The sequence below is a fragment of the Streptomyces erythrochromogenes genome (genome assembly GCF_036170895.1).
GTDB classification, from domain to species: domain Bacteria; phylum Actinomycetota; class Actinomycetes; order Streptomycetales; family Streptomycetaceae; genus Streptomyces; species Streptomyces erythrochromogenes.
This window is the reverse complement of sequence record NZ_CP108036.1, coordinates 5,975,653-6,000,466: the sequence shown is the minus strand read 5'-3', so window position 1 is coordinate 6,000,466 and position 24,814 is coordinate 5,975,653. Positions and strand designations below refer to the sequence as shown.

General features: G+C 71.3%; 22 protein-coding genes. 7 read left to right on the top strand and 15 right to left on the bottom strand.

Translation table 11 applies throughout. The features are described 5' to 3' along the window. Positions 1-33 precede the first annotated feature (33 nt). From OHA91_RS27430 to OHA91_RS27415, 4 genes are all read left to right on the top strand, one after another. A complete protein-coding gene (locus OHA91_RS27430) occupies positions 34-723 on the top strand; it encodes a hypothetical protein (protein ID WP_328740207.1) in 690 nt (229 codons plus the stop codon). A gap of 48 nt (positions 724-771) precedes the next feature. Next, positions 772-1,566: a DsbA family protein gene (locus tag OHA91_RS27425; protein ID WP_031149422.1), complete on the top strand. Its 795-nt coding sequence runs from the start codon at positions 772-774 to the stop codon at positions 1,564-1,566. Between the two features lie 130 nt (positions 1,567-1,696). Further along, positions 1,697-3,358, top strand: a complete 1,662-nt coding sequence (locus tag OHA91_RS27420) for an alkaline phosphatase D family protein (protein ID WP_031149424.1) — start codon at positions 1,697-1,699, stop codon at positions 3,356-3,358. A gap of 242 nt (positions 3,359-3,600) precedes the next feature. Further along, positions 3,601-4,548 carry a zinc metalloprotease gene (locus OHA91_RS27415; protein ID WP_266502702.1) on the top strand — a complete coding sequence of 316 codons (948 nt, stop codon included), beginning with the start codon at positions 3,601-3,603 and terminating at the stop codon, positions 4,546-4,548. 72 nt (positions 4,549-4,620) lie between these two features. Here OHA91_RS27415 and OHA91_RS27410 read toward each other — a convergent pair whose 3' ends face one another. After that, positions 4,621-5,190, bottom strand: coding sequence for a dienelactone hydrolase family protein (locus OHA91_RS27410; protein ID WP_031149428.1), 570 nt, complete (start codon positions 5,188-5,190; stop codon positions 4,621-4,623). A 63-nt stretch (positions 5,191-5,253) separates the two neighbouring features. Here OHA91_RS27410 and OHA91_RS27405 point away from each other — a divergent pair, with 63 nt between their 5' ends. Beyond that, positions 5,254-6,312 carry a mechanosensitive ion channel family protein gene (locus OHA91_RS27405; protein WP_266502056.1) on the top strand — a complete coding sequence of 353 codons (1,059 nt, stop codon included), beginning with the start codon at positions 5,254-5,256 and terminating at the stop codon, positions 6,310-6,312. 49 nt (positions 6,313-6,361) lie between these two features. Here the strand turns inward: OHA91_RS27405 and OHA91_RS27400 are convergent, their stop codons facing one another. Next, the gene (locus tag OHA91_RS27400; RefSeq protein ID WP_031149432.1) at positions 6,362-6,949 is read right to left on the bottom strand and encodes a TetR/AcrR family transcriptional regulator; all 588 of its coding nucleotides are present in this window, start codon (positions 6,947-6,949) and stop codon (positions 6,362-6,364) included. A gap of 63 nt (positions 6,950-7,012) precedes the next feature. Here OHA91_RS27400 and OHA91_RS27395 point away from each other — a divergent pair, with 63 nt between their 5' ends. Then, complete coding sequence (locus tag OHA91_RS27395; RefSeq protein ID WP_031149434.1) at positions 7,013-7,519, top strand: hypothetical protein; 507 nt, start codon at positions 7,013-7,015, stop codon at positions 7,517-7,519. Here OHA91_RS27395 and OHA91_RS27390 read toward each other — a convergent pair. The 4 genes from OHA91_RS27390 to OHA91_RS27375 all read right to left on the bottom strand — a co-directional run bounded on the left by OHA91_RS27390 (position 7,516) and on the right by OHA91_RS27375 (position 11,664). Then, positions 7,516-9,108, bottom strand: coding sequence for a Na+/H+ antiporter (locus OHA91_RS27390; RefSeq protein WP_328740206.1), 1,593 nt, complete (start codon positions 9,106-9,108; stop codon positions 7,516-7,518). The two genes, OHA91_RS27395 and OHA91_RS27390, sit on opposite strands and share 4 nt — an antisense overlap. Positions 9,109-9,201: 93 nt before the next feature. Continuing rightward, positions 9,202-10,143, bottom strand: coding sequence for an RluA family pseudouridine synthase (locus tag OHA91_RS27385; RefSeq protein ID WP_030665814.1), 942 nt, complete (start codon positions 10,141-10,143; stop codon positions 9,202-9,204). A 53-nt stretch (positions 10,144-10,196) separates the two neighbouring features. Beyond that, positions 10,197-10,757, bottom strand: a complete 561-nt coding sequence (gene lspA / locus OHA91_RS27380) for a signal peptidase II (RefSeq protein ID WP_030965020.1) — start codon at positions 10,755-10,757, stop codon at positions 10,197-10,199. A gap of 133 nt (positions 10,758-10,890) precedes the next feature. Beyond that, a complete protein-coding gene (locus tag OHA91_RS27375; RefSeq protein ID WP_328740205.1) occupies positions 10,891-11,664 on the bottom strand; it encodes a TraR/DksA family transcriptional regulator in 774 nt (257 codons plus the stop codon). Positions 11,665-12,252: 588 nt separating this feature from the next. On the opposite strand from OHA91_RS27375, the gene ileS reads away from it, so the two are divergent. Further along, entirely contained in the window at positions 12,253-15,405 is a 3,153-nt protein-coding gene (gene ileS / locus OHA91_RS27370; RefSeq protein ID WP_266502046.1) for an isoleucine--tRNA ligase, read from the top strand. A gap of 624 nt (positions 15,406-16,029) precedes the next feature. Here ileS and OHA91_RS27365 read toward each other — a convergent pair. The 9 genes from OHA91_RS27365 to ftsW form a co-directional block, all read right to left on the bottom strand. Further along, complete coding sequence (locus tag OHA91_RS27365; protein WP_031149445.1) at positions 16,030-17,241, bottom strand: DivIVA domain-containing protein; 1,212 nt, start codon at positions 17,239-17,241, stop codon at positions 16,030-16,032. Positions 17,242-17,323: 82 nt separating this feature from the next. Continuing rightward, the gene (locus OHA91_RS27360) at positions 17,324-17,620 is read right to left on the bottom strand and encodes a YggT family protein (RefSeq protein WP_030664053.1); all 297 of its coding nucleotides are present in this window, start codon (positions 17,618-17,620) and stop codon (positions 17,324-17,326) included. A gap of 60 nt (positions 17,621-17,680) precedes the next feature. Continuing rightward, the gene (locus OHA91_RS27355; protein WP_030774792.1) at positions 17,681-18,298 is read right to left on the bottom strand and encodes a cell division protein SepF; all 618 of its coding nucleotides are present in this window, start codon (positions 18,296-18,298) and stop codon (positions 17,681-17,683) included. A 149-nt stretch (positions 18,299-18,447) separates the two neighbouring features. Further along, positions 18,448-19,167 (bottom strand): YggS family pyridoxal phosphate-dependent enzyme, encoded by a 720-nt coding sequence (locus tag OHA91_RS27350; RefSeq protein ID WP_328740204.1) that lies wholly within the window; start codon positions 19,165-19,167, stop codon positions 18,448-18,450. Further along, positions 19,154-19,918, bottom strand: a complete 765-nt coding sequence (pgeF, locus tag OHA91_RS27345; protein WP_031149455.1) for a peptidoglycan editing factor PgeF — start codon at positions 19,916-19,918, stop codon at positions 19,154-19,156. The genes OHA91_RS27350 and pgeF overlap by 14 nt, the downstream gene beginning before the upstream one ends. A 17-nt stretch (positions 19,919-19,935) precedes the next feature. After that, positions 19,936-21,141 carry a cell division protein FtsZ gene (ftsZ, locus tag OHA91_RS27340; protein WP_031149457.1) on the bottom strand — a complete coding sequence of 402 codons (1,206 nt, stop codon included), beginning with the start codon at positions 21,139-21,141 and terminating at the stop codon, positions 19,936-19,938. 279 nt (positions 21,142-21,420) lie between these two features. Then, positions 21,421-22,275, bottom strand: a complete 855-nt coding sequence (locus OHA91_RS27335; protein WP_408059189.1) for a cell division protein FtsQ/DivIB — start codon at positions 22,273-22,275, stop codon at positions 21,421-21,423. Between the two features lie 30 nt (positions 22,276-22,305). Next, the gene (gene murG, locus OHA91_RS27330; protein WP_031149462.1) at positions 22,306-23,400 is read right to left on the bottom strand and encodes an undecaprenyldiphospho-muramoylpentapeptide beta-N-acetylglucosaminyltransferase; all 1,095 of its coding nucleotides are present in this window, start codon (positions 23,398-23,400) and stop codon (positions 22,306-22,308) included. A gap of 6 nt (positions 23,401-23,406) precedes the next feature. Next, on the bottom strand, positions 23,407-24,777 hold the full coding sequence (gene ftsW, locus OHA91_RS27325; RefSeq protein ID WP_031149465.1) for a putative lipid II flippase FtsW: 1,371 nt from the start codon (positions 24,775-24,777) through the stop codon (positions 23,407-23,409). Positions 24,778-24,814: the final 37 nt, after the last annotated feature.

The window sequence follows — 24,814 nt, the reverse complement described above, 5'->3', positions numbered from 1 at the left end:
GCTCCCACAGGAACACGTGGCACACTCGCCGGGATGGACTTTTCCGGGACGGGACTCAGAGGGCTGCGGGCCGCGCTGTTCAGCGCTGTCGTCGTGCTGCTCTCGTCCGGGTCGCACGTCCTGATGTCCCGGGTCCCGCTGCCGCCCATGCTGGTGGGCGGGGCCTTCGCGGGTGTGTTCGCCATCGCCTACGCGCTCGCGGGCCGCGAGCGCGGCTTCGGCCCCATCGCGGGGCTGCTCGTACCGCTGGAGCTGGCCGCCGACACCGTCTTCACCGCGGGCCAGCACCTCTGCTACGGCCCGGCCGGCGGCCCCGTCTCGGGTCCGCTGCGCGCCATGGGCCTGGAGGAGCTGTGCGGGGGCACGCCGGTGGGCGGGCCGCTGATCGAGGTGACCGGGCCCGCCGCCGACGCGGCCGCGCTGCTGGCCTCGCCCGGTCCGTACACGCCGTGGCTGCTGCTCGGCGCGCACGTCTCGGTGGGGATGCTCGCGGCCGCCTGGCTGCGCCACGGCGAGCGGGCGCTGGGACGGCTGCTGCGGGCGGTGGCGGCCTTCGCGTTCCGGCCGCTGCTGCTGGCGGCTGCCGCGGTGGCGGGGGCCTGCGAGCCGGCGCGGCGGGCGCTGCGGCCGGCCGCGGCGGGAGCCGGGGCCCGTACGCGCTTCCCCGCACACTCCGTGGGACGGCGGGGACCCCCCGTGCTCGGTGCGCTCGCGCGCGCCTGACGCACGTAAGGCAGTCCCTTCCCCACATCACACACCACGGAGATCACGATGAGTTCACGCAACAGCCAGGCGAACAAGGCGGCGGCCCGCGAGCGGCTGCGGGCCGAGCGCGAGGCGCAGGCCAAGAAGGACAGGATCCGCAGGCAGGTCATAGTCGGCGTCGGTGTCGTGGCCGCGCTGGGTCTGGCCGGCGGTATCGCCTACGGCGTCATGAAGGCCAACGAGCCCGACTACTGGGAGAAGGCCGCCAAGGCCGAGCTGGTCAAGCCGAAGAACACCACGGGCGACGACGGCACCACGGTCGTCGTCGGCAAGGCCGACGCGAAGAAGACCCTGGAGCTGTACGAGGACTCGCGCTGCCCGGCGTGCGCCTCCTTCGAGCAGGCTTCGGGCGAGCAGATCAAGAAGGACGTCGAGGCGGGCAAGTACAAGCTCCAGTACTTCGGCGCCACCTTCATCGACAACGCGGTCAAGGGCGAGGGCTCGAAGAACGCGCTGAGCGCGCTGGGCGCGGCGCTGAACGTCAGCCCGGAGGCCTTCCTGGAGTACAAGGGGGCGCTGTACTCCAAGGAGCAGCACCCCGAGGAGACCGTCGACAGCTTCGCCAAGGACGACTACCTGCTGAAGGTCGCGGACACCGTTCCGGCGCTCAAGGGCAACGCCGAGTTCAAGAAGGCCGTCGAGGACGGCACGTACGACCGGTGGGCGCTGGAGATGTCGAAGCTCTTCGACAAGTCCGGGGTGAAGGGCACGCCGACCCTGAAGATGGACGGCAAGAAGATCGACACCCCGCAGACGCCGGAGGCGTTCACGGCCGCGATCGACAAGGCCCTGCAGGGCTGATCCCGGGCATACCGGGAGAGAGCCTTCCGGACCGGCCGTACCGACGAGCGGGCGAACTCCCAGAGTTCGCCCGCTCGTTGCGTTCCGACGTCTGTTCCCAGGGGTGTACCCGTCGGTAATATGACCATCCGTGACCAGTCATCTCACCCCTCTCCCGGCCGCGGCAACCCCCCGCCGCCGCACGGTCGTTCTCGCCGCGGCGGCCACGGCCACGCTGGCCCCCCTCGCCACGCTGGGCGCCGGAACCGCCCATGCGGCGGGCACCGCGCCCGCCTTCCTCCACGGCGTCGCCTCCGGCGATCCGCTGCCCGACGGCGTCCTGCTGTGGACGCGCGTCACCCCGACCCCCGAGGCCGTCCCCGGCTCCGGACTCGGCGCCGCCGTCCAGGTGGGTTGGGAGGTGGCCTCCGACCAGGCCTTCTCCCGCGTCGTCGCCGGGGGAACCGTCACGGCGAGCGCCGCCACCGACCACACGGTCAAGGTGGACGTGCGGGGGCTCCGGCCGCAGACGCCGTACTGGTACCGGTTCACCGCGGGCTCGGCCGTCTCCCCCGTGGGGCGCACGCTGACCACCCCCGGCCACGACGTGACGACCCCGGGAGTCCGCTTCGGCGTGGTCTCCTGCGCCAACTGGGAGTCCGGCTGGTTCTCGGCCTACCGCCACCTGGCCGCCCGCACGGACCTGCACGCGGTCCTGCACCTGGGCGACTACATCTACGAGTACCAGTCCGGGGGGTACCCGGAGGCCGAGTACACCGTGCGCCGGCACGAGCCGAAGCACGAGATCGTCTCGCTGGCCGATTACCGCACCCGGCACGGCAAGTACAAGACGGACGCGGACCTCCAGGCCCTGCACCACGCGCACCCGGTCATCGCCATCTGGGACGACCACGAGTTCGCGAACGACATGTGGGCCGGCGGCGCCGAGAACCACACCCCGGGGGCCGAGGGCGACTGGGCCGCCCGCGCCGAGGCCGCCAAGCAGGCCTACTTCGAGTGGATGCCGGTACGGACCTCCACCGCGGGCACCGTCTACCGCAGGCTGCGCTTCGGCACCCTCGCCGACCTCCACCTGCTGGACCTGCGCTCCTTCCGCTCACAGCAGGCCAAGGTGGGCAGCGGTTCGGTGGACGACCCGGAGCGCACCCTCACCGGGCGCGCCCAGCTGGACTGGCTCAAGTCGGGCCTCGCCGGATCGAACGCGACCTGGAAGCTGGTCGGCACCTCGGTGATGATCTCGCCGGTGGCCTTCGGCTCGCTGCCCGCGCACCTGCTGGGGCCGCTCGCCAAGCTGCTCGGCCTGCCCGAGGGCGGTATCGCGATCAACGTGGACCAGTGGGACGGGTACACGGACGACCGCAAGGAGCTGCTGGGCCACCTGAAGGAACGCAACGTCAAGAACACGGTGTTCCTGACCGGCGACATCCACATGGCCTGGGCGAACGAGGTTCCGGTGAACATGGCCACGTACCCGGGCTCGGGCACGGCGGCGACCGAGTTCGTCGTCACGTCGGTGACCTCCGACAACCTCGACGACATCCTGCACGTGCTGCCGGACACGGTCTCACTGGTGGCCGAAACCGCCATCAAGGCCGCCAACTGGCACGTGAAGTGGCTCGACATGGACGCACACGGCTACGGCGTCCTGGACGTGACGCCGGAGCGCTCGCAGATGGACTACTACGTCATATCCGACAAGCGCCGGCCCGACGCGACCTCCGCATGGTCCCGCTCCTACCGGACCCTGAACGGGACACAGAAGGTGGAGCGGTCCTACCAGCCCGTTCGCTGACCGCCTGATTGACCGTCAATTCTGCTGCCGCAAGGGGCGTCTGGTACATACCAGACGCCCCTTGTGCGTTCTCGGCAACAAATCTTTTACGTAAGGCTCTTGACCTGAATATGTCATGCACACATAAGCTTCGCGCCAGCTGAAGAAGATCCTTCAGGCCACCACCCCCCACCACCCCCCACTCGCGAGGAGCACACGTGCGCGCGCCTGCCCGCATATCCCCCCTTCTCCGCCGCCGCCTGATGAGCACGGCGGTCCTGGCCGGAACCCTGGCCTTCACCCCGCTTGCCGCCCCCACCACGCTCGCGGCCGCCAAGACCCCCGCCGAGGTGTGCGCCGACGAGGCCGCCGCCCCCGCCAACGCCCGCGCGACCCGTGCCCACGACGAGCACGCGGACGAGCCGAACGAGCTCACCGACGCGCAGGCCAAGGCCATGGACGCCGACCTCAAGTCGAAGCTGGACAAGGCCCTCAAGAACCAGCCGCAGCGCAGCCTCGCCGCGGCCGAGGCCGTCGTGAACATCCCCGTGTACTTCCACGTCATCCACTCCGGCACCACCGGCAAGCTCACGTCCACGGACGTCGGCAAGCAGCTCGCGGTCCTCAACGCGGCCTACGGCGGCCAGGGCACCGGCAACGTCAACACGAACTTCCAGTTCACCCTGGCGTCGACCGACTACACGGACAACGCTTCCTGGTACAACCTGGCCTCCGGCTCCCAGGCCGAGAAGGACATGAAGAACACCCTGCGCAAGGGCGGCCCGGGCGCGCTCAACTTCTACACCGCCAAGCTCTCCGGAGGCCTGCTGGGCTGGGCGACCTTCCCGACCTCCTACGCCTCCAGCCCCAAGATGGACGGCGTGGTCGTGCTCGACAGCTCGCTGCCCGGCGGCTCCTCCGCCAACTACAACGAGGGCGACACCGCCACCCACGAGGTCGGCCACTGGCTCGGGCTGTACCACACCTTCCAGGGCGGCTGTAACGGCAACGGCGACTACGTCTCCGACACCCCGGCCGAGAAGAGCGCCGCGTACGAGTGCCCGACCGGGCGCGACAGCTGCGCCAGCAAGCCCGGCGCGGACCCCATCCGCAACTTCATGGACTACACGTACGACTCCTGCATGTACCAGTTCACCGCCGGCCAGGTGGCCCGCATGAGCAGCAGCTGGACCGCCTACCGGGCGGGCTGACGCCAGCAACGAAGAGGGCCCGGCCCGGCATCCGCCGGGCCGGGCCCTTCCGCTTGCACATGTCCCGCGCCGCTACAGGCTGTCGAGGAATCCGATCGCGGCCGTCCAGGCCTGCTCCGCGGCCTCGGCGTCGTAGTCGTCGAGGTCCGGATCGGTGAACAGGTGCCCGGCGCCCGGGTAGCTGTGCACCTCGACGTCCGCCCCGGCCCGCTGCATCCGCAGGTACCAGGCCGTCAGCCAGTCGTGCGGCTCGAAGGGGTCCGGGTCCGCGATGTGCAGCTGCACCGGGAGCCCGTCCACCGACGCGCTGTCCTCCAGGTCCGCCGTCCCGTGCAGGAGGAGCAGCCCGCGCGCCTTCTCGTCGGCCAGTGCCAGGTGCTGGGCGAGGGAACCGCCGAAGGAGAAGCCCGCGTAGACCAGGCCCCCGTCGGAGTGCGGGGCCGAGGCCAGCACCGCCCGCTTCAGCAGCTCGTCACGGCCGATCTCGTCCTGGTGGGCCATGCCCTCCTCGACGGTCTCGAAGGTGCGCCCCTCGAAGAGGTCCGGCACCTGGACCTGGTGACCGGCCGCGCGCAGCCGGTCGGCCGCCGCCTGCACCGCGGGCCGCAGCCCGTACGTCGAGTGGAAAAGCATGATGTTCATGCCTCCATCGTGCCAGCCGTCACCGGACCCGGTGCGCCGCGGCTTCCCGCTACGTTCATCCCCATGGAGACGGAGAACTTCCTGCGCCCCGTGACGGTCATCGGCGGCGCGCTGGTCGCCACCCTGATCGCGGGCTGGCTGCTCGACCTGCTGCTGCGCCGGGCCGACGCCCGGCATCCCGAGACCCCGCTGTGGGAACTGCTGCGCCGCTGCCGGCTCCCCTTCCAGGTGGTGCTGTGCACCTCCCTCCTGCGGGGCTCCTACCGCCGGGTGGGGATCCTGCCCGACCATCCCGTCGGTGTCGGCCGCTTCCTCACCCTGGTGCTCATCGCCTCGGCGGCCTGGCTGGCGGTGCGCATCGCGACGGCCGCCGTCGACTCCACGTACGCGCGCTACGCCGCGGCGACCGAGGACGAGGCCCGGGTCCGCCGGGTGCGCACCCAGATCACGCTGATCCAGCGGGTGGTCACGGCGGTGGTGGTCGTGGTCGCCGTCGCGGCGATGCTGCTGACCTTCCCCCCGATGCGTGCGGTCGGCGCCTCGGTGCTGGCCTCCGCGGGCGTCCTCGGCATCGTGGCGGGCATCGCCGCCCAGTCCTCGCTGAGCAACCTCTTCGCCGGGCTGCAGATCGCCTTCGGCGACACCGTCCGCATCGGCGACACGGTGGTCGTCGACAAGGAGTGGGGCCGGGTCGAGGAGATCACCCTGACCTTCCTGACCGTCCGCACCTGGGACGAACGCCGCATCACGATGCCTGTGTCGTATTTCACGAGCAAGCCGTACGAGAACTGGTCGCGCGGCGGCGCGCAGATGACCGGAACGGTCTTCTGGCACCTGGACCACAGCGCACCCCTGGACCTGATGCGGGAGCGCTTCCGGCAGATCCTCGCGGAGCTGCCCGAATGGGACGGCCGCGGCGGCGGCCTGGCCGTGACGGACACCACACCGCACACCGTCCAGGTCCGCGGCGTGGTCACGGCCAAGGACGCCGACGACCTCTGGACGCTGCGCTGCGCGGTCCGCGAAGCGCTGATCACCTGGCTGGCGGCCCACCACCCCTACGCCCTCCCCCGCATCGCGACGTCCCCGGCACCCCCGGCCCCGGACGCTTCGGAGGACTAGGCCGTCCCTTTCGGATCTTGTCGGCCCGGCAAGATCCGGAAGAGACGGCTCAGCGGGCGGCGAGCAGCGCGGCCGCGCACTCCTCGGCGAGGTCCTCGGCGTGCGGGGGCAGCGCCTCGCCGGCGCGCAGGTGCCGGCGGACGACCGAGAGCGGCAGGTCGATCAGGGCCAGGACGATCCGGTCCAGGCCCTGCGCGTCCGCGAACCCGAGGGACGCGGCGAGGCCGCCGATGGCGGCGTACACGCGCTCGTTGCCGGAGTCGGCGCGCCGGGTGTGCTCCTCGGACCAGTCGGCGCGCCCGAACTCCGCCGCGCCGTAGAGGAGGAGAGCGGCCTCCTCTGGCTGGGCGCGGCTCCAGGCGACGACGTGGCGGGCGGCCGTACGGGCGGCCGCGTGCGGGTCGGCCTGGCCGTGGAGGCCGGCGAGGTAGCCCTCCTGGAACCGCTCGACGGTCCGCAGCCACACCTCGGCGAGCAGGGCGGGGCGTCCGGTGAAGCGGTGGTACATGGAACCGCTCGGCGCGCCGATCGCCTGGGCGACGGCGGACATCGTCACGCCGCCCGGTCCGGCCGAGGCGGCCAGCCGCACGGCGGCGTCGAGGATCTGGTCGGTGTCGAAGCGGGGTGGTCTCGCCATGAATCAGAGAGTACCCTCCAGATTATTAGAGACCCATCTCTAATAATGTGAAGGGGAGGACCGATGGGCGTCTTCAACGTGCACGAACGCCTGCTGACGGCCGGGCCGGACCAGGTCGGCGCACTCATCGACACGCTGTCCGGCGGGGAGGACGACCGGCTGTGGCCGAGCCACCTGTGGGAGGAGATGGAGCTCGACCGACCCCTGGCCGTCGGGGCGGTGGGCGGCCACGGCCCCGTGCGGTACACCGTGGCCGCGTACGTGCCCGGGACCTGGGTGCGCTTCGCCTTCACCGGGCCCCGCGGGTTCCACGGCTTCCACGAGTTCACCGTGCTGCCCGTCGACGCGGAGCGGACCGTGCTGCGGCACACGCTCGCGATGACCGTCAGCGGCGTCAGCCGCGTCACCTGGCCGCTGGCCTACCGCGCGGCGCACGACGCCGTGCTGGAGGACAGCCTGGACCGCGCCGAACTGGCCTGCACGGGCACGATCGCCCACCGGGCCCGCTGGTCCCCGTACGTCCGCTTCCTCCGCGGCCTGGAACGCCTGGTCACGCGACCGGCGGCTTAGGGGGCGCGCAGGCTGCGTACGTCGAGGTGGCGCAGCACCCGGTCGACGACCTCCGGGTCGGATCCGGGTTCGCTGCGGGCGGCCAGTACCTCGTGGCGGGCGGCCGACATCATCTCCCGCTGGATCCGCTGGATGTCGTGGAGCCGCTGCACCCGCTGCGCGTACGCCTCGCGCCGTTCCTCGTCCACCATGTCCGGGCTGATCCTGGCCCCCACGTCGTACGCGCGCCGGGTCAGCTGCTCGATCAGGTCCTCCGGCAGCTCCTCGACCTCCTCGATCTCCTTCAGCCGCCGCTTCGCGGCCTTGGCGGCGCGGATCGCCAGCTGCCGCTCGGCCTCCCGCCGCGCGTCGGTGTCCTCCTCCACGCCGAGGCGCCGCACCAGCCACGGCAGGGTCAGCCCCTGGCACACCAGCGTCACCATGATCACCGCGAAGGCGATGAAGATGATCTCGTCGCGCGCCGGGAAGGGCTCGCCGGAGGCCGTCTCCAGGGGAATGGCCAGGGCCAGGGCGACCGAGGCCACCCCGCGCATCCCCGCCCACCACATCACCACGCTCTCCCGCCAGCTCAGCGGGATCTCCTCGTCGTAGTCGCGCCGCTGGTGCAGCTTCTTCGCGAGCCAGCCGGCCGGCAGCAGCCATGCCAGCCGTACGCCGACGACCACCGCGACGACGACCGCCGCCCATCCGGCCATCTCCCACTCGCGGTCCTGCGCCGTCCCGAAGACGTTGTGCAGCTCCAGCCCGATCAGCCCGAAGGCCACGCCGGTGACCAGCGTGTCCACGACCTCCCAGAAGGTGTGCCCGGCCAGCCGCCCCAGTACGTCGTCGGCGTCGGAGGCGTACTCGGCGAGGAACAGGGCCGTCGTCAGCACGGCCAGCACCCCGGACCCGTGGAGCTCCTCGGCGACCACGTACGAGACGAAGGGCACGAGCAGGGTCAGCCCGATCTGGAGGGTGGCGTCGCCGAGCCCGCCCATCAGCCGGTTGGTGGTCCAGCCGAGGACCAGGCCGACGACGACGGCGACGACGGCGGACAGCACGAACTCCCCGAGCGCGTCGGGCCAGGAGAAGCTGCCGCTGACGGCCGCGGCGATCGCCACGTGGTAGAGCACGATCGCGGTCACGTCGTTGAAGAGCCCCTCGCCCTCCAGGATCGAGACCATGCGGCGGGGCAGCCCGAGCGATCCGGCGACGGCGGTGGCGGCGACCGGGTCGGGCGGCGCCACGAGCGCGCCGAGCGCGACGGCGGCGGCGATCGGCAGCGCCGGCACCACGGAGTGGGCGACGGCGGCCACGGCGGCGGTCGTGACGAACACCAGGGCCACGGCCAGCAGCAGGATGGGCCGCACGTTGGCGGCGAACTGGCGCCACGAGGTCCGCTGCACGGAGGCGTACAGCAGCGGCGGCAGCACCAGCGGCAGGATGAACTCGGGCGGTACCTCGACCTCCGGCACGGCCGGCACCAGCGCGAGGACCACCCCGCCGAGGGTCATCAGGACCGGCGCGGGCAGCCCCAGCCGGTCCCCGAGGGGCACCATGACCACGGCCCCGAGCAGGAGCACGAACAGCAGAGCAAGCTGATCCACTCCCCCACCCTGCCAGGCCGCCGCGCCGGGCCTCGGCGCTCAGGGCCGCGGCCGCGTGTCGGGCTCGCGCGCCGGGGCCGCGGGCCGGAGCCGCTATTCGCTCTCGGCCCGGATCACGTCGAGGGCGTGCTGCAGGTCCGCCGGGTAGGTGCTCTCGAACTCCACCCACTGCCCGTCCGCGGGGTGCTCGAAGCCCAGCCGGACCGCGTGCAGCCACTGGCGGGTGAGCCCGAGCCGCTTCGCGACGGTCGGGTCGGCCCCGTAGGTGAGGTCGCCGACGCACGGGTGGCGGTGCGCGGACATGTGCACGCGGATCTGGTGCGTGCGCCCCGTCTCCAGCTTGATGTCCAGCAGCGAGGCGGCGCGGAAGGCCTCGATCAGGTCGTAGTGGGTGACGGAGGCCTTGCCGTCCTGGGTCACCGCCCACTTGTAGTCCGCGCTCGGGTGGCGGCCGATCGGCGCGTCGATCGTGCCGCTCATCGGGTCCGGGTGGCCCTGCACCAGCGCGTGGTAGCGCTTGTCCACGACCCGCTCGCGGAACTGGTTCTTCAGCGAGGTGTACGCGCGCTCCGACTTGGCGACGGCCATCAGGCCGGACGTGCCGACGTCGAGGCGGTGCACGATGCCCTGGCGCTCGGAGGCGCCGGAGGTGGAGATGCGGTAGCCGGCGGCGGCGAGGCCACCGATGACGGTGGTGCCGGTCCAGCCGGGGCTCGGGTGGGCGGCGACGCCCACCGGCTTCATGATGACGACGATGTCGTCGTCGTCGTGGACGATCTCCATGCCCGGGACCGGCTCGGCCACGACCTCGACCGGCCGCGGGGGCGCGGGCATCTCGACCTCGAGCCAGGCGCCACCGTGCACGCGCTCGGACTTCCCGACGACGCTGCCGTCGACCGACACCTTCCCCTCGGCCGCCAGCTCGGCCGCCTTGGTCCGGGAAAAACCGAACATACGGGCGATGGCGGCGTCGACGCGCTCGCCTTCGAGGCCATCGGGAACGGGCAGGGTGCGGATCTCGGGAATCGTACTCACCCGTCGAGTATGCAGGACGGGGCGGACGGGCCGTCCCGCGATCAGCGCTTCGATCAGTCCTTGTGGACGGTGCCGTCCGGGTCCAGGCCCTTGAACGACAGCAGCACGATGAGGATGCCGCCGCACACGATCGCCGAGTCGGCGATGTTGAAGACGGCGAAGTGGGCCGGCGCGATGAAGTCGACGACCGCCCCGCGGAAAACGCCCGGCGAACGGAAGATCCGGTCGGTCAGGTTGCCCAGCGCACCGCCGAGCAGCAGCCCCAGGGCGATCGCCCACGGCAGGCTGTAGAGCTTGCGCGCCAGCCGCACGATCACCACGATCACGGCCGCGGCGATGCCGGTGAAGATGATGGTGAAGGCCTCGCCGAACCCGAACGCGGCGCCCGGGTTGCGGACCGCCTCGAACTTCAGCAGGTCGCCGATGATCTCGATCGGCGGCTGGTGCTCCAGCTTCGCCACGACCAGCATCTTGGTGCCGAGGTCCAGCAGGTAGGCGAGCACCGCCACGACGAGCAAAGCCGCGATCCGCCGACGCCCCTTGGGCGCGGCCGACTCCGGCTGGGCGTCGTCCCCGACCTCCGGCGTACCGATGATGCGCTCCGCCTCTGCCACGTGAGTCCCTCGAACTAGCCGACCCAGGCTTCTCCTGGACCCTGACCAGACGAGGGTACGTCAGGGCCCCCGCACACCGCCCGCCCCGCCTGCCGCCTTTCCCGTCACCGACCGCCGCACCCCCCGGTGCCCCCTAGTGCCGCCGCTCCTGCTTCTGCTTGCAGTCCACGCACAGCGTGGCCCGCGGGAAGGCCTGCATCCTGGCCTTCCCGATGGGCTGCCCGCAGTTCTCGCAGAGCCCGTACGTGCCCGCCTCCAGCCGTTCCAGGGCCCGCTCGGTCTGCTCCAGCATGGAGCTGGCGTTGGCCGCGAGCGCGAGCTCCGACTCGCGCGTGATGTTCTTGGTGCCCGTGTCGGCCTGGTCGTCGCCGGCGCCGTCGCCCGAGTCCCGCATCAGGCCGGAGATGGCCACCTCGGAGGCGTCGAGCTCGGCGCGCAGCCGCAGCACCTCCGACACCAGCTCCGCGCGGGCCTCCTCGACCTCCTGGGGCGCCCAGGGGTCCTCCCCGGGCCGTACCGCTAGCTCACCGGGGGCGGCGGCGGCCGCCGCCGTGACCCGGGTCTTGGGGAGCCCGCTCGTGGCGGCCGCGGCCGTCTGCCGCGCCGCGCCGGTGCTCTTCTTGGCAACCACGTTCCGGACTCCAGTCTGCTTCGCGGCGTGCGCCGCCCCCTCGGCCGCGGCCTTCTTGGCCGTGGCCGTCCGCTTCTCGACGGCGGTCGTCTTCTTGACTGCGGTCGTCTTCTTCCCGGCCGCGGTCGCCTTCTCGGCCGGAGCCTTCTCGGCCACGGCCGACTTCTTCGCCGGTGCCTTCTTCGCCGATGCGTTCTTGGCGGCCGTCTTACGGGCCGCCGTCGCCTTCTCGGCGGGAGCCGGGTCCCCGGAGACCGCTGTCTTCTTCGCCACCATGGCCGCGGCCCCTTCACATACTGTGATATTGCTCGCGAATCGTGCCGGAACGATAAATCGGCTCCGCTCCCGCGGCAACGGGGCACGCATCCGTCGAGGTCAACCTGCATCCGTTGTGCCCATCCGGAGGCCCGGTAATCCGCCCCTCCCGCCCCACCCGATGCCGCTGCGGCCCCGATGGCCCGTTCGGGTCACTCCCGGCCCCGCCCCGGCCCCCCGGCCGCACCCCCGCCACGCCGTGGCCGCAGGCCCCGCAGGGGCCCCCGTAAACCGGTCTGCCGAGCACCCCCCGCACCCGTACACTGGGCCCAGCGAAAGGCATGGACGGGGACGAGTAGCGTCGGACGCAGCCAGGAGCGACCCGGGGACGGTGAGAGCCCGGGGGCGAGCGCGACGTGAAGGATCACCCCTGAGCCGCCGGAAGAAAGCCGCGGGTCCCCCGCAGGGCGAGTAGAACCGGCTTCGCACCCCAATGAGGGGGCCACCGGATCCGTCCGGCGGCCAAGGAGGGTGGTACCGCGGGAGCAGCAGTCGGCTCTCGTCCCTCCGGACGGAAGCGACACCCCGCCGGAGGAAGAGTTCAGCCTCATGACCACACCGCCGCAGTACCGCCCGGTACCCGCCCAGGTCGACCTGCCTGCCCTCGAGCACGCGGTCCTCGACTTCTGGCGCGAGAGCAAGACCTTCGCCAAGACCCTGGAGCAGTCCGAGGGCCGCCCCGAGTGGGTCTTCTACGAGGGCCCGCCCACCGCGAACGGCATGCCCGGCGCGCACCACATCGAGGCCCGCGTCTTCAAGGACGTCTTCCCCCGCTTCCGCACGATGCGCGGCTACCACGTGGCCCGCAAGGCCGGCTGGGACTGCCACGGCCTGCCCGTCGAGCTCGCCGTCGAGAAGGAGCTGGGCTTCAACGGCAAGCAGGACATCGAGGCGTACGGCATCGCCGAGTTCAACGCCAAGTGCCGCGAGTCCGTGACCCGCCACACCGACGCGTTCACCGAGCTCACGACCCGCATGGGCTACTGGGTCGACCTGGACGACGCCTACCGGACCATGGACCCCGAGTACGTCGAGTCCGTGTGGTGGTCGCTGAAGGAGATCTTCAACAAGGGTCTGCTCACCCAGGACCACCGCGTCGCCCCCTGGTGCCCGCGCTGCGGCACCGGTCTGTCCGACCACGAGCTGGCCCAGGGCTACGAGACCGTCGTCGACCCCTCCGTCTACGTCCGCTTCCCGCTGACCTCCGGCCCGCTCGCGGGCCGGGCGGCGCTGCTGGTGTGGACGACCACCCCGTGGACCCTGGTGTCCAACACGGCCGTGGCCGCGCACCCCGAGGTCGACTACGTCGTCGCCACGAACGGCGAGGAGAAGCTGGTCGTCGCCCGGCCGCTGCTGGAGAAGGCCCTCGGCGAGGGCTGGGAGGCCACCGGCGAGTCCTTCACCGGCAAGGAGATGGAGCGCTGGACCTACGAGCGCCCCTTCGAGCTGGTCGAGTTCCCGGCCCCGGCCCACTACGTCGTGAACGCCGAGTACGTCACGACCGAGGACGGCACCGGTCTGGTCCACCAGTCCCCCGCCTTCGGCGCCGACGACCTCGCGGTCTGCCGCTCGTACGGCCTGCCCGTCGTGAACCCGGTCCGCCCCGACGGCACCTTCGAGGAGGAGGTCCCCCTGGTGGGCGGCGTCTTCTTCAAGAAGGCCGACGAGAAGCTGACCGCCGACCTCGACGCGCGCGGCCGGCTCTTCAAGCACATCGCCTACGAGCACAGCTACCCGCACTGCTGGCGCTGCCACACGGCCCTGCTCTACTACGCGCAGCCGTCCTGGTACATCCGCACCACCGCCGTCAAGGACGCGATGCTGCGGGAGAACGAGAAGACCAACTGGTTCCCGGACTCCGTCAAGCAGGGCCGCTTCGGCGACTGGCTGAACAACAACATCGACTGGGCGCTCTCCCGCAACCGCTACTGGGGCACCCCGCTGCCGATCTGGCGCTGTGAGGAGAACCACCTCACCTGCGTCGGCTCGCGCGCCGAGCTCTCCGAGCTGTCCGGCCAGGACCACTCGAACCTGGACCCGCACCGCCCGTACATCGACGAGGTCACCTTCACCTGCACGCACGAGGGCTGCTCCCTCGAAGCGGTCCGCGTGCCGGAGGTCATCGACGCCTGGTACGACTCGGGCTCGATGCCGTTCGCGCAGTGGGGCTACCCGTACAAGAACAAGGAGATCTTCGAGAAGCGCTACCCGGCGCAGTTCATCTCGGAGGCCATCGACCAGACGCGCGGCTGGTTCTACACGCTGATGGCGGTCGGCACCCTCGTCTTCGACAAGTCGTCCTACGAGAACGTGGTCTGCCTCGGCCACATCCTCGCCGAGGACGGCCGCAAGATGTCCAAGCACCTGGGCAACATCCTCCAGCCGATCCCGCTCATGGACCAGCACGGCGCGGACGCGGTGCGCTGGTTCATGGCGGCCGGCGGCTCCCCGTGGGCGGCCCGCCGCGTGGGCCACGGCACGATCCAGGAGGTCGTCCGCAAGACCCTCCTCACGTACTGGAACACGGTCGCCTTCCAGGCCCTGTACGCCCGTACGTCGAACTGGGCGCCCTCGGCGGCCGACCCGGCCCCGGCGGACCGCACGGTCCTCGACCGCTGGCTCCTCTCGGAACTCCACGCCCTCGTCTCCGAGGTCACGGAGGCGATGGAGTCCTACGACACCCAGCGGGCCGGCAAGCTCCTCTCCGCCTTCGTGGACGACCTGTCCAACTGGTACGTCCGCCGCTCGCGCCGCCGCTTCTGGCAGGGCGACGCGGCCGCGCTGCGCACCCTGCACGACGTGGTCGAGACGGTCACCCGGCTGCTGGCCCCGCTGACCCCGTTCATCACGGAGCGGGTCTGGCAGGACATGGTGGTCCCGGTCACACCGGAGGCCCCCGAGTCGGTCCACCTCTCGACGTGGCCGGTCGCGGACACGGCGGCGATCGACCCCGCCCTGTCGCAGCAGATGCAGCTCGTACGCCGCCTCGTGGAGCTGGGCCGCGCGACCCGCGCGGAGTCGGGTGTGAAGACCCGCCAGCCGCTCTCCCGGGCGCTGGTCGGCGCGGTGGGCTTCGACGCGCTCTCCCCCGAGCTCCAGGCCCAGATCACGGAGGAGCTGAACGTCTCCTCCCTTGCCTCCCTCTCGGAGGTCGGCGGGTCCCTGGTGGACACGACGGCGAAGGCGAACTTCCGCGCGCTGGGCAAGCGCTTCGGCAAGGGCGTCCAGGACGTGGCGAAGGCGGTGGCCGCGGCCGACGCGGCGGCGCTGTCGCTGGCCCTGCGGTCCGGCTCCGCCGAGGTCGAGGTGAACGGGGAGTCCGTTTCCCTCTCCCCGGAGGAGGTCATCATCACCGAGACCCCGCGCGAGGGCTGGTCGGTGGCGTCCGACTCGGGCGCGACGGTGGCCCTGGACCTGGAGATCACCCCGGAGCTGCGGCTGGCGGGCCTGGCCCGTGACGCGATCCGGCTGATCCAGGAGGCCCGGAAGAACTCCGGCCTCGACGTGGCGGACCGGATCGCCCTGCGGTGGTCCTCCTCGGACCCGGAGGTCGTGACGGCCCTGACGGACCACGCCGGCCTCATCGCGGACGAGGTGCTCGCCACGGACTTCGCGTCCGGCGCCGCCGACGCCGACGCCGCCTACGGCGACCCCTTCACGGACGAGCCCCTGTCCCTGACGTTCCGCCTCCGCAAGGCGTAGCCCGCACGACAACGGCCCGCCCCTCCCCTCCCGGGGGGGTGCGGGCCGTTCGCGTCTGCGGCTGGCCGCTGCCGTAGTGCCCCGGGTGCGGCCCGGTGGCCGCGCCTCAATCGCCGGCGGGGCTGGTTTGGTGTCCCCTGGGCGGGGTCGGGATCGGGGGGGGTGGAGGTGCGGTGCCGCCGGGGGGTGTCTCCTCGGCTCGGCGCGTGCGGGCACGTCACGGGCCAGACGGGGTGGTCGCGCGCTCGTCCTGCGGGGACACCCCCCACCGTCCCCACACCCCCAACGGGCGGTGCCGGCCCGCCTCGCACCCGGGGGCCGTGGGGCGGGGACACTCCGGGGGCTCCCCGCAGGACGAGCGCGCAACCCAGGCCGCCTCGCCGCGACACACCCGCACGCGCCGAGCCGAGGAGAGCCCCCGGAGGGGCACCGCCCCACCCGAAGCCAAACCCAGCCCCGCCGGCGATTGAGGCGCGGCCACCGGGCCGCACCCGGAAGACAAGGGCAGCGCCCGGCCAGGGCAACGGCGGCCACCGGCCCGCACCCGGTACGGGAACGGGCCGGGCCCGGTGCCCCCGAAGGGGAACCGGGCCCGGCCCGTGACTGCCGACTGCGCGGCGGCGCTTAGTTGTCGTCCTCGTCGATCAGGAAGCCCCGCATCGGCGACGGCGCCTGCATCGGCTGCGGCGCAGCCGGCCGCACCGGAGCCATCGGCTGGGTCATCGCCGGGGACATCTGCTGCTGGCCGCCGTAGGACGGACCGGCACCCATCGGGGAGGGACCGCCCATGGACGGACCGCCCATGGAAGGGCCGCCCATGGAGTGGCCCATCGCACCGGCCGGAGCCATCGAGGGCGACGGCGACGGGGGCAGCGCGGGACCGGCCGGGTTGCGCGGCGGGGCCAGGGAGTCGTCCGCCTGGGTCTCCAGCTGGCGCAGCTGCGACTCCAGGTAGGACTTCAGACGCGTACGGTACTCACGCTCGAAGCCCCGCAGGTCCTCGACCTTGCGCTCCAGCGTGGCGCGGGCGGACTCCAGGGAGCCCATCGCGACGCGGTGCTTCTCCTGGGCGTCCCGCTCCAGCGCGTCGGCCTTGGCGCGGGCGTCCCGCTCCAGGCCCTCGGCGCGCGACCGGGCCTCGCCGACGATCTTGTTGGCCTCGGAACGGGCCTCCGCGATCGCCTGGTCGGCGGTCTGCTGCGCCAGGGACAGGACGCGGGCGGCGCTGTCGCCGCCGGGGCCCTGCTGCGGGAGCTGCGGCTGCTGCTGCATCTGCTGCATGGGCTGACCCATCGGCTGCATCTGCTGACCCATCGGCTGCATCTGCTGGCCCATGGGCTGCATCTGCTGGCCGAGCGGGTTCTGGCCGCCCATCGACTGCTGCTGGCCCATGGGCTGCTGGCCCATGCCCTGCGGTCCGCCCATGGGGTGCTGCTGCATGGGGCCGCCCATGGGGCCGCCCATCGGGCCGGGGCCCTGCTGGCCCTGGCCGCCGGGGCCCGGCGGGAGCTGCGGTGCGCCGCCCGGCAGCTGGGGCGGGCCCATCTGCGGGTTCTGCTGCTGCGGCGGGCCGGATATGGCCGCGGGCACGGGGGCGCCGGGGCCGCGCTGGTCCTGGGGCTCGGGCTTGCGCATGCCCTGCTGCTGCTGGTTCTGCGCGGCGGCGCGCGTGGCGGCGGCCAGCTTGGCGCGCAGGTCCTCGTTCTCGCGCAGCAGGCGCGTCAGTTCGGACTCGACCTCGTCGAGGAAGGCATCGACCTCGTCCTCGTCATAGCCTTCTCGGAGGCGGACGGTCGTGAACTGCTTGTTCCGCACGTCCTCGGGAGTCAGCGGCATGTCTTCTTCACCTCTACGTAGTCGTCGGCAGTCGGCAAGACCGTATCGGGACCGTCCCCGCGCGTACGGGGAAGCTCATCGTTCACACGCTTCTCGCAGCGGTGCTCACGAAGCTGATGAGGATGTAAACGATGATCATCAGAACGAAGAAGGACAGGTCGAGTGCCACGCCGCCGAGACGCAACGGCGGAATGAACCGCCGAAGGAGCTTGAGCGGTGGATCGGTGACAGTGTAGGTGGCCTCCAGAACGACCACCATCGCCTTGCCGGGTGTCCATGAACGTGCGAACTGGAACACATAGTCCATGACCAGTCGGAAGATCAGCACGATCAGGAAGCACATCAGCACGACGTAGACCACCTGCAGCGCGATGCCCATCCCGTGCTTCCCTCTCCCCGTTTCCCGATCTGTTCCCGGTCCCGTATCTGACGGATCGGTCTAGCTTTGGTTGAAGAACCCGCCCTCCGCGATGCGGGCCTTGTCCTCCGCCGTGACATCGACGTTAGCAGGCGACAGCAGGAACACCTTCTGTGTCACGCGTTCAATGCTGCCGTGCAGACCGAACACGAGTCCGGCGGCGAAGTCCACGAGACGCTTCGCATCCGTGTCGTCCATCTCCGTGAGATTCATGATCACCGGAGTGCCCTCACGGAAGTGTTCCCCGATGGTACGGGCCTCGTTGTAGGTCCGGGGGTGCAGTGTCGTGATGCGGTACGGCTCCCGCTCGGAGACGACCTTGGGCATGATCACGGGGGCGTTCTTCTCCAGGTTCGTGCGATCAGGTGTGATGGATGCCACGGGGGCAATTCGCGCAGGACGTCCGTTTTCCACCGGAATTGGGATGGGCTCCCGCTGCGCCGGAGGCTGTACGACTCGTACCGGTTCGTCCGATACGGGCGACTGGTGCACGGGCTGCTGTCGGCGATCCCGCTCCCGAGCCCGCTCCATCTCCGGCTCGGGCTCGAACTCGTCGTCGGGGTCGTACCCCGGGTTGTCGTACCGGTCGTCCTCCACGAGGCCGAGGTAGACCGCCATCTTGCGCATCGCGCCGGCCATTCTCCGAGTCCTCCGCTCTGTGGTGGATCGCCCTGTCGCAGGTGCCGCCGTGTCACGAATGTCACCAACTGCCCGCGATCCACGTGGTCTGCCCGCTCATCGACGGGAATGACCATATTTTCTGCTGTGGTCCGACTTTCTTCGCGACGTTACCCGAGCCGGGGTCTCGCGCCGAGTACCGCAGTGCCGACGCGTACATGTGTCGCACCGGCCGCAACGGCCTGTTCCAGGTCTGCGCTCATCCCGGCCGACACCATCGTGGCAGTCGGATGGTCCGCGCGCAGGCGGGATGACAATTCCACCAACCGCTCGAAGGCGGCCTGTTCGCGTCCCGCGTAGTGGCCGGACAGCGGTGCGACGGTCATCAGTCCGTCGATCCGCAGTCCGGGTGCCCCGGCGACGAGGTCCGCCAACTCCGCGAGCTGCTCCGGTGCGGCCCCGCCCCGGGTCCCCCGCTCGCCCGACTCGGCGTCGAGGGCGATCTGGACGAGGCAGCCGATCTCACGGCCCGCACCCGTCGCGGCCGCCGAGAGGGCACTCACGAGCCGGGCCCGGTCGACGGACTGCACCACGTGCGCGTATCCCGCCACGGAACGGACTTTGTTGGTCTGCAACTGGCCGACGAAGTGCCAGGTGAGCGGCAGATCCGCGCAGGCCGCGGCCTTGGGGGCGGCATCCTGGTCGCGATTCTCAGCAACATGACGGACGCCCAGCTCCGCCAGCAGTCGTACGTCGCTCGCGGGGTAGGTCTTGGTGACCACGATGAGGGTCACCTCCTCCCGCCCTCGGCCCGCCGCCGCGCACGCGGACGAGATACGTTCCTCCACCCGCGCCAGGTTCTCGGCGAGCTCCGACTTACGATCCGTCATTCTTCTTTTCCCCCGGGGATCCGGGGGTCTCCCCCCGGGAAAGCTCCGTCAACCAGACATATCCGGCAAGCCGTCCGGTCACCCGGTCACGGCGGTACGAGAAGTGGTCCCGCGACTCCAGTGTGCAGACCGGGGAACGGAGGCCGTTCACCACCCCCGCCTCCGCGAGCTGCGCGTGCACCCCCGCGACCACGTCGACCGCCGGTGTCCCCCAGCTGGTCTCGGCCCGGGCGGCGGGGACCGTTTCGGCCACCGCCTCCCGCATCTGCGCCGGCACCTCGTAACAGTGCCCGCAGACCGCGGGCCCGGTGCGGGCGACGATCCGCCCCGGCTCGGCGCCGAGGGAGACCATCGCCTCCACCGCCGCCGGCACCACTCCGGCGACCAGCCCGGGCCGTCCGGCGTGGGCGGCCCCGACGACGCCGGCGACGGGGTCCGCCAGCAGGACCGGCGTGCAGTCGGCGGTGAGCACGGCGAGGGCGAGCCCCCGACGGGCGGTCACCACCGCGTCCACGGCCGGGATCTCCGCTTCCCCCCAGGGTCCGTCGACCACCGCCACGTCCCGGCCGTGCACCTGGTTCATCCAGACCACCTGGTCCGGGTCGAGTCCCAGGGACCGCGCGGCCAGGGCCCGGTTCGCGACAACGGCGGCCGGGTCGTCTCCGACCGCGCCGCCGAGGTTGAGCTCTTCGTACGGAACGGCGCTCACTCCGCCCCACCGGTCGGTGAAGGCGAAGTGGGCGCCGCCCACGTGATGCTGCTCCGGTGTCACTTCAAGAAGTCCGGGACATCCAGTTCCTCGGCCGGGCTGTCCTGGTACGGCCGGGCCGTGGGGACCTGCGGCGCGGGGGCCTGGACCTCGACCGGGGCCGCCTCGACGGGGGCCGGGGGCTCCTCGCGCGGGGGGACCGTGCCGAGTCCGCCGAAGGCCGGGCGGACCGGCTCGGCGGCGCGGACCGGAGCCGGGGCGGGCTCCTCGCGCTTCGTGGACGCGGCGCCGATGACGTTGTCCCGGCGGGCCGGGGGCTGTCCGCCGTCGAACCCGGCCGCGATGACGGTGACCCGTACCTCGTCGCCGAGCGCGTCGTCGATGACGGCGCCGAAGATGATGTTCGCCTCGGGGTGCGCCGCCTCGCTCACCAGCTGCGCGGCCTCGTTGATCTCGAAGAGACCGAGGTCGGAGCCGCCGGAGATGGAGAGCAGCACGCCGCGGGCGCCGTCGATGGACGCCTCCAGCAGCGGCGAGGAGATCGCCATCTCGGCGGCGGCCACCGCGCGGTCGTCGCCGCGGGCCGAGCCGATGCCCATCAGGGCCGAGCCGGCCTCGGACATCACGGACTTGACGTCGGCGAAGTCGAGGTTGATCAGACCCGGGGTGGTGATGAGGTCGGTGATGCCCTGGACGCCCGAGAGCAGGACCTGGTCCGCCGACTTGAAGGCGTCCAGGACGCTGACCTGGCGGTCCGAGATGGACAGCAGGCGGTCGTTGGGGATGACGATGAGGGTGTCGACCTCTTCGCGGAGCTCGGCGATGCCGTCCTCCGCCTGGTTCGCGCGGCGCCGGCCCTCGAAGGTGAACGGCCGGGTGACCACACCGATCGTCAGGGCGCCCAGCGAGCGCGCGATGTTGGCGACGACGGGTGCGCCGCCGGTGCCGGTGCCGCCGCCCTCACCGGCGGTGACGAAGACCATGTCGGCCCCCTTGAGGACCTCCTCGATCTCCTCGCGGTGGTCCTCTGCCGCCTTGCGACCGACGGCCGGGTTGGCTCCGGCGCCGAGGCCCCGGGTGAGTTCACGGCCGACGTCGAGCTTGACGTCGGCGTCGCTCATCAACAGCGCCTGGGCGTCGGTGTTGATGGCGATGAACTCGACGCCCTTGAGACCGACCTCGATCATTCGGTTGATGGCATTGACACCACCGCCGCCGACACCGATGACCTTGATGACTGCGAGGTAGTTCTGCGGTGCTGCCACGTCGAAGGCCTCTCGCCTCGAGTTACGTGTCGCCGCCTCGCGGGCCTGCGTTGCGACGACTGATGCCGAAATAGGGACGGTCCGAACGCGCCGACCCGAACCCTCACCCTGAAGTTTAGGGTTAGGGGTGTGTCTGTTCCTTGGACTCTTCCGAACAGGACACTAAGTCGACAAGTAGCGCGTGTTCAACGAACACGCCGAACCTCCCGTTTTTCTTTTCACCCTATGTGATCACCCGTATCGCTGGCCAACCAGGGTGCGTCGCTGTTCGACCTGACGTCAACTCCCGGCCGCCGCAGGGGCGGTGGGAACGCTCACGTCGAAGTGGCCGGCCTTCGGAGCGGCTTTCAGCAAAGCGGTCAGCGCACGCCCCTTCGCGTCGCTCTGTTCGCCGCTGCCCCACCGCACGGACCGGCCTCCGGTCAGCTCCAGCACGATCGAATCGTAGGAACCCACCTTGACCTGCACGGTTTCCTTGGCGATCGGCGCCGGGAGGGATCCGGCGACGAGCACGGCCTCGTGCAGCAGCCGCTCTTCGTCGAAGCGGCGGGCGCTCGGGGAGCCCCCGGCGTTCAATTCGAGGACCGGAACACCCGCGGGTGCTTTCGGAACCGTGTCGAATCGCACACCCGATGCGTCCACTTCCACGAAGTTGGCGTCCTTTTTGATGAGCAGGACGGGTTTGCGTTCGGTCACCTTGAGTCCGATCCCGTGCGGCCAGGCCCGCACCGCATCGACCGAATCGATGCGGGGCAGACGCCCGCGGACACGGCTCTCGATCTCGTCCGTGTCGACGCTCACGAGGGGTGAGCCGACCGGTACGGCCGCGGCGGCGAGCACCTGTTCGGGGGTGAGCACCTCCGTGCCGGTGGCGGTGACCTTCTCGACGCGGAGCCAGGAGGACCCGTAGAGGACCCAGGTGCAGCCGGAGACGAGAAGTACCGCGGCGGCCAGGGACGCCAGCACAGGGCCCCGGCGCAGGTGCTTGCCGGGGCCCCGTGGGGCGGTCCCCTTCCGGGCCTTCGCGGACTTGGGACCCTTGGACGGCTTGGGAGAGCCGTCGCCCTTGCGGGGCGACCGGCCGGGCCGATCAGAAGACGGGGTTCCGCGCTGTGCGGTCGTCGCTCCGGCCACTCCTGTGCCTCCTGCGTCCGTGCTCCCGCGTCAGCGGGCTCGGTGGGCTGCGATCGCCTCGTACACCATGCCGACCAGCAGCTCGTCGGCGTCCCGGCGGCCGAACTCACCGGCGGCGCGGGACATCTCGTACAGGCGGTGCGGGTCGGACAGCACCGGGAGGACCTGGCTGAGCACCCAGTCGGGCGTCAGTTCCGCGTCGTCCACGAGCAGGCCGCCGCCGGCCTTGACCACCGGCTGGGCGTTGAGCCGCTGTTCGCCGTTGCCGATCGGCAGCGGGACGTAGGCGGCGGGCAGCCCGACGGCGGACAGTTCGGCGACGGTCATCGCTCCCGCGCGGCACAGCATCATGTCGGCGGCGGCGTAGGCGAGATCCATCCGGTCCACGTACGGTACCGGCACATAGGGCGGCATCCCGGGCATGTTGTCGACACGCGGCAGTTCGTTCTTCGGCCCGACCGCGTGCAGGATCTGCACGCCGGAGCGCTGGAGGGTCGGAGCGACCTGCTGGATCGTCTCGTTGAGGCGCCGGGCGCCCTGCGAGCCGCCGGAGACCAGCAGCGTGGGCAGGTTGGGGTCCAGGCCGAAGGCGGCGCGGGCCTCGGGGCGTACGGCGGCCCGGTCGAGGGTGGAGATGGAGCGGCGCAGCGGGATGCCCACGTAGCGGGCGCCGCGCAGCTTGCTGTCGGGCGTGGAGACCGCGACGGCGTGCGCGTACCGGGAGCCGATCTTGTTGGCCAGTCCGGGCCGGGCGTTGGCCTCGTGGACGATGATCGGCACCCCGAGCCGCTTGGCCGCGAGGTAGCCGGGCAGGGCCACGTAGCCGCCGAAGCCGACGACGCAGTCGGCCTTGGTGCGCAGGAGGATCTCCTCCGCGGCCTTGATGGTGCCGCGCAGCCGTCCGGGGACGGTGATCAGCTCCGGGGTGGGCTTGCGGGGCAGCGGTACGGCGGGGATCAGCCCCAGTTCGTAGCCGCGCTCCGGCACCAGGCGGGTTTCGAGTCCGCGCTCGGTGCCCAGGGCGGTGATGCCCACTGAAGGGTCCTGCCTGCGCAGGGCGTCCGCGAGGGCGAGCGCCGGCTCGATGTGGCCGGCGGTCCCCCCACCGGCGAGTACGACATGCACCGAAATTCACCGCTCTCCGGACGGACGCTTCTTGACGCGCCGTCTCATCGACTTCCATCTCACCCCGGTCCGCCTCCAGCCGGTCTTCGGCTGCCGCATCGCGAGGGCCGCGCGCGCGGCCGGCTCCTCCCGCGCGAAGGCGATGAGCAGTCCGACCGCGAACATGGTCGGCAGCAGGGCGGACCCCCCGTAGGAGAACAGCGGGAGCGGGACTCCGGCGATCGGCAGCAGGCCGAGCACCGCACCGATGTTGATCACGGCCTGGGCCGTGATCCAGGTGGTCACGCCTCCCGCGGCAAACCGTACGAAGGAGTCCTCCGTGCGTCCGGCCACGCGGATACCCGCATAGCCTAGAGCCGCGAAGAGGGCGAGCACCGACAGCGTCCCCGCCAGTCCCAGTTCCTCCCCCGTGATGGCGAAGATGAAGTCGGTGTGGGCTTCGGGTAGTTGACCCCATTTTTCCACACTTGCACCCAGGCCGGAACCGAACCAGCCGCCCGACGCGAGGGCGTAGATCCCGTGTACGGCCTGCCAGCAAAGGTCGTTCTTGCCCGGTTCTGTCGCACCGATGCACTCCAGGCGGTCCATCCGGTGCGGACTGGTCTTGATGAGCAGTGCGACGATCGCACCCGCGAAGGCGAGCACGCCGACGAACATCCGCGTCGGGGCCCCCGCGAGCCAGAGCAGGCCGAACAGGATGGCGCCGAGGATCATCGCGGTGCCCATGTCCCCGCCCAGCATGATGAGCCCGAGGAGCAGGAAGGCCACGGGGACCAGGGGCACCAGCAGGTGCTTCCACTGGCTCAGCAGCCCCTTGTCGCCCTTGCGGGCCAGCAGGTCGGCGCCCCACAGGATCAGTGCGAGCTTGCCGAACTCACTGGGCTGCAGCATGAACGGGCCGCCGAGGGAGATCCAGTTCTGGTTGCCGTTGATCGAGACCCCTATCCCGGGGACCTGGACCAGGACCATCAGGAAGAGCGTCCCGGCGAGCACCGGGTAGGACAGGGCCCGGTGCAGCTTCACCGGCATCCTGGAGGCGACCAGCAGCAGCACCGTGCCGATGAGGGCGGCGAGGAACTGCTTCTTGAAGAAGTACGCGTCGCCCAGGCCCAGCTGGAGCGCTTTGATCATGGAAGCGGAGTACACCATCACCAGACCGAGCACGGTGATGAGCAGGGAGCTGCCGAAAATCAGGTAATAGGCCGTGAGCGGGCGGTCCCACGCCCTGCGCAACTGCTGTTGCGTGCGCCGGAGGCCGGCCAGCGGCCCGCGCCCGGGGGGCCGCCCAGGGCGCTTCACACTCACCCCGGGGCGCTTGCGGCCCTGCGCCTTCACGGCGGACGGCCGCCGCCCCGGCAGCATCTGCTTGGCCGGCATCTGTGATCTTCCCCTCCACTCGTAAGAGGCGAGCATC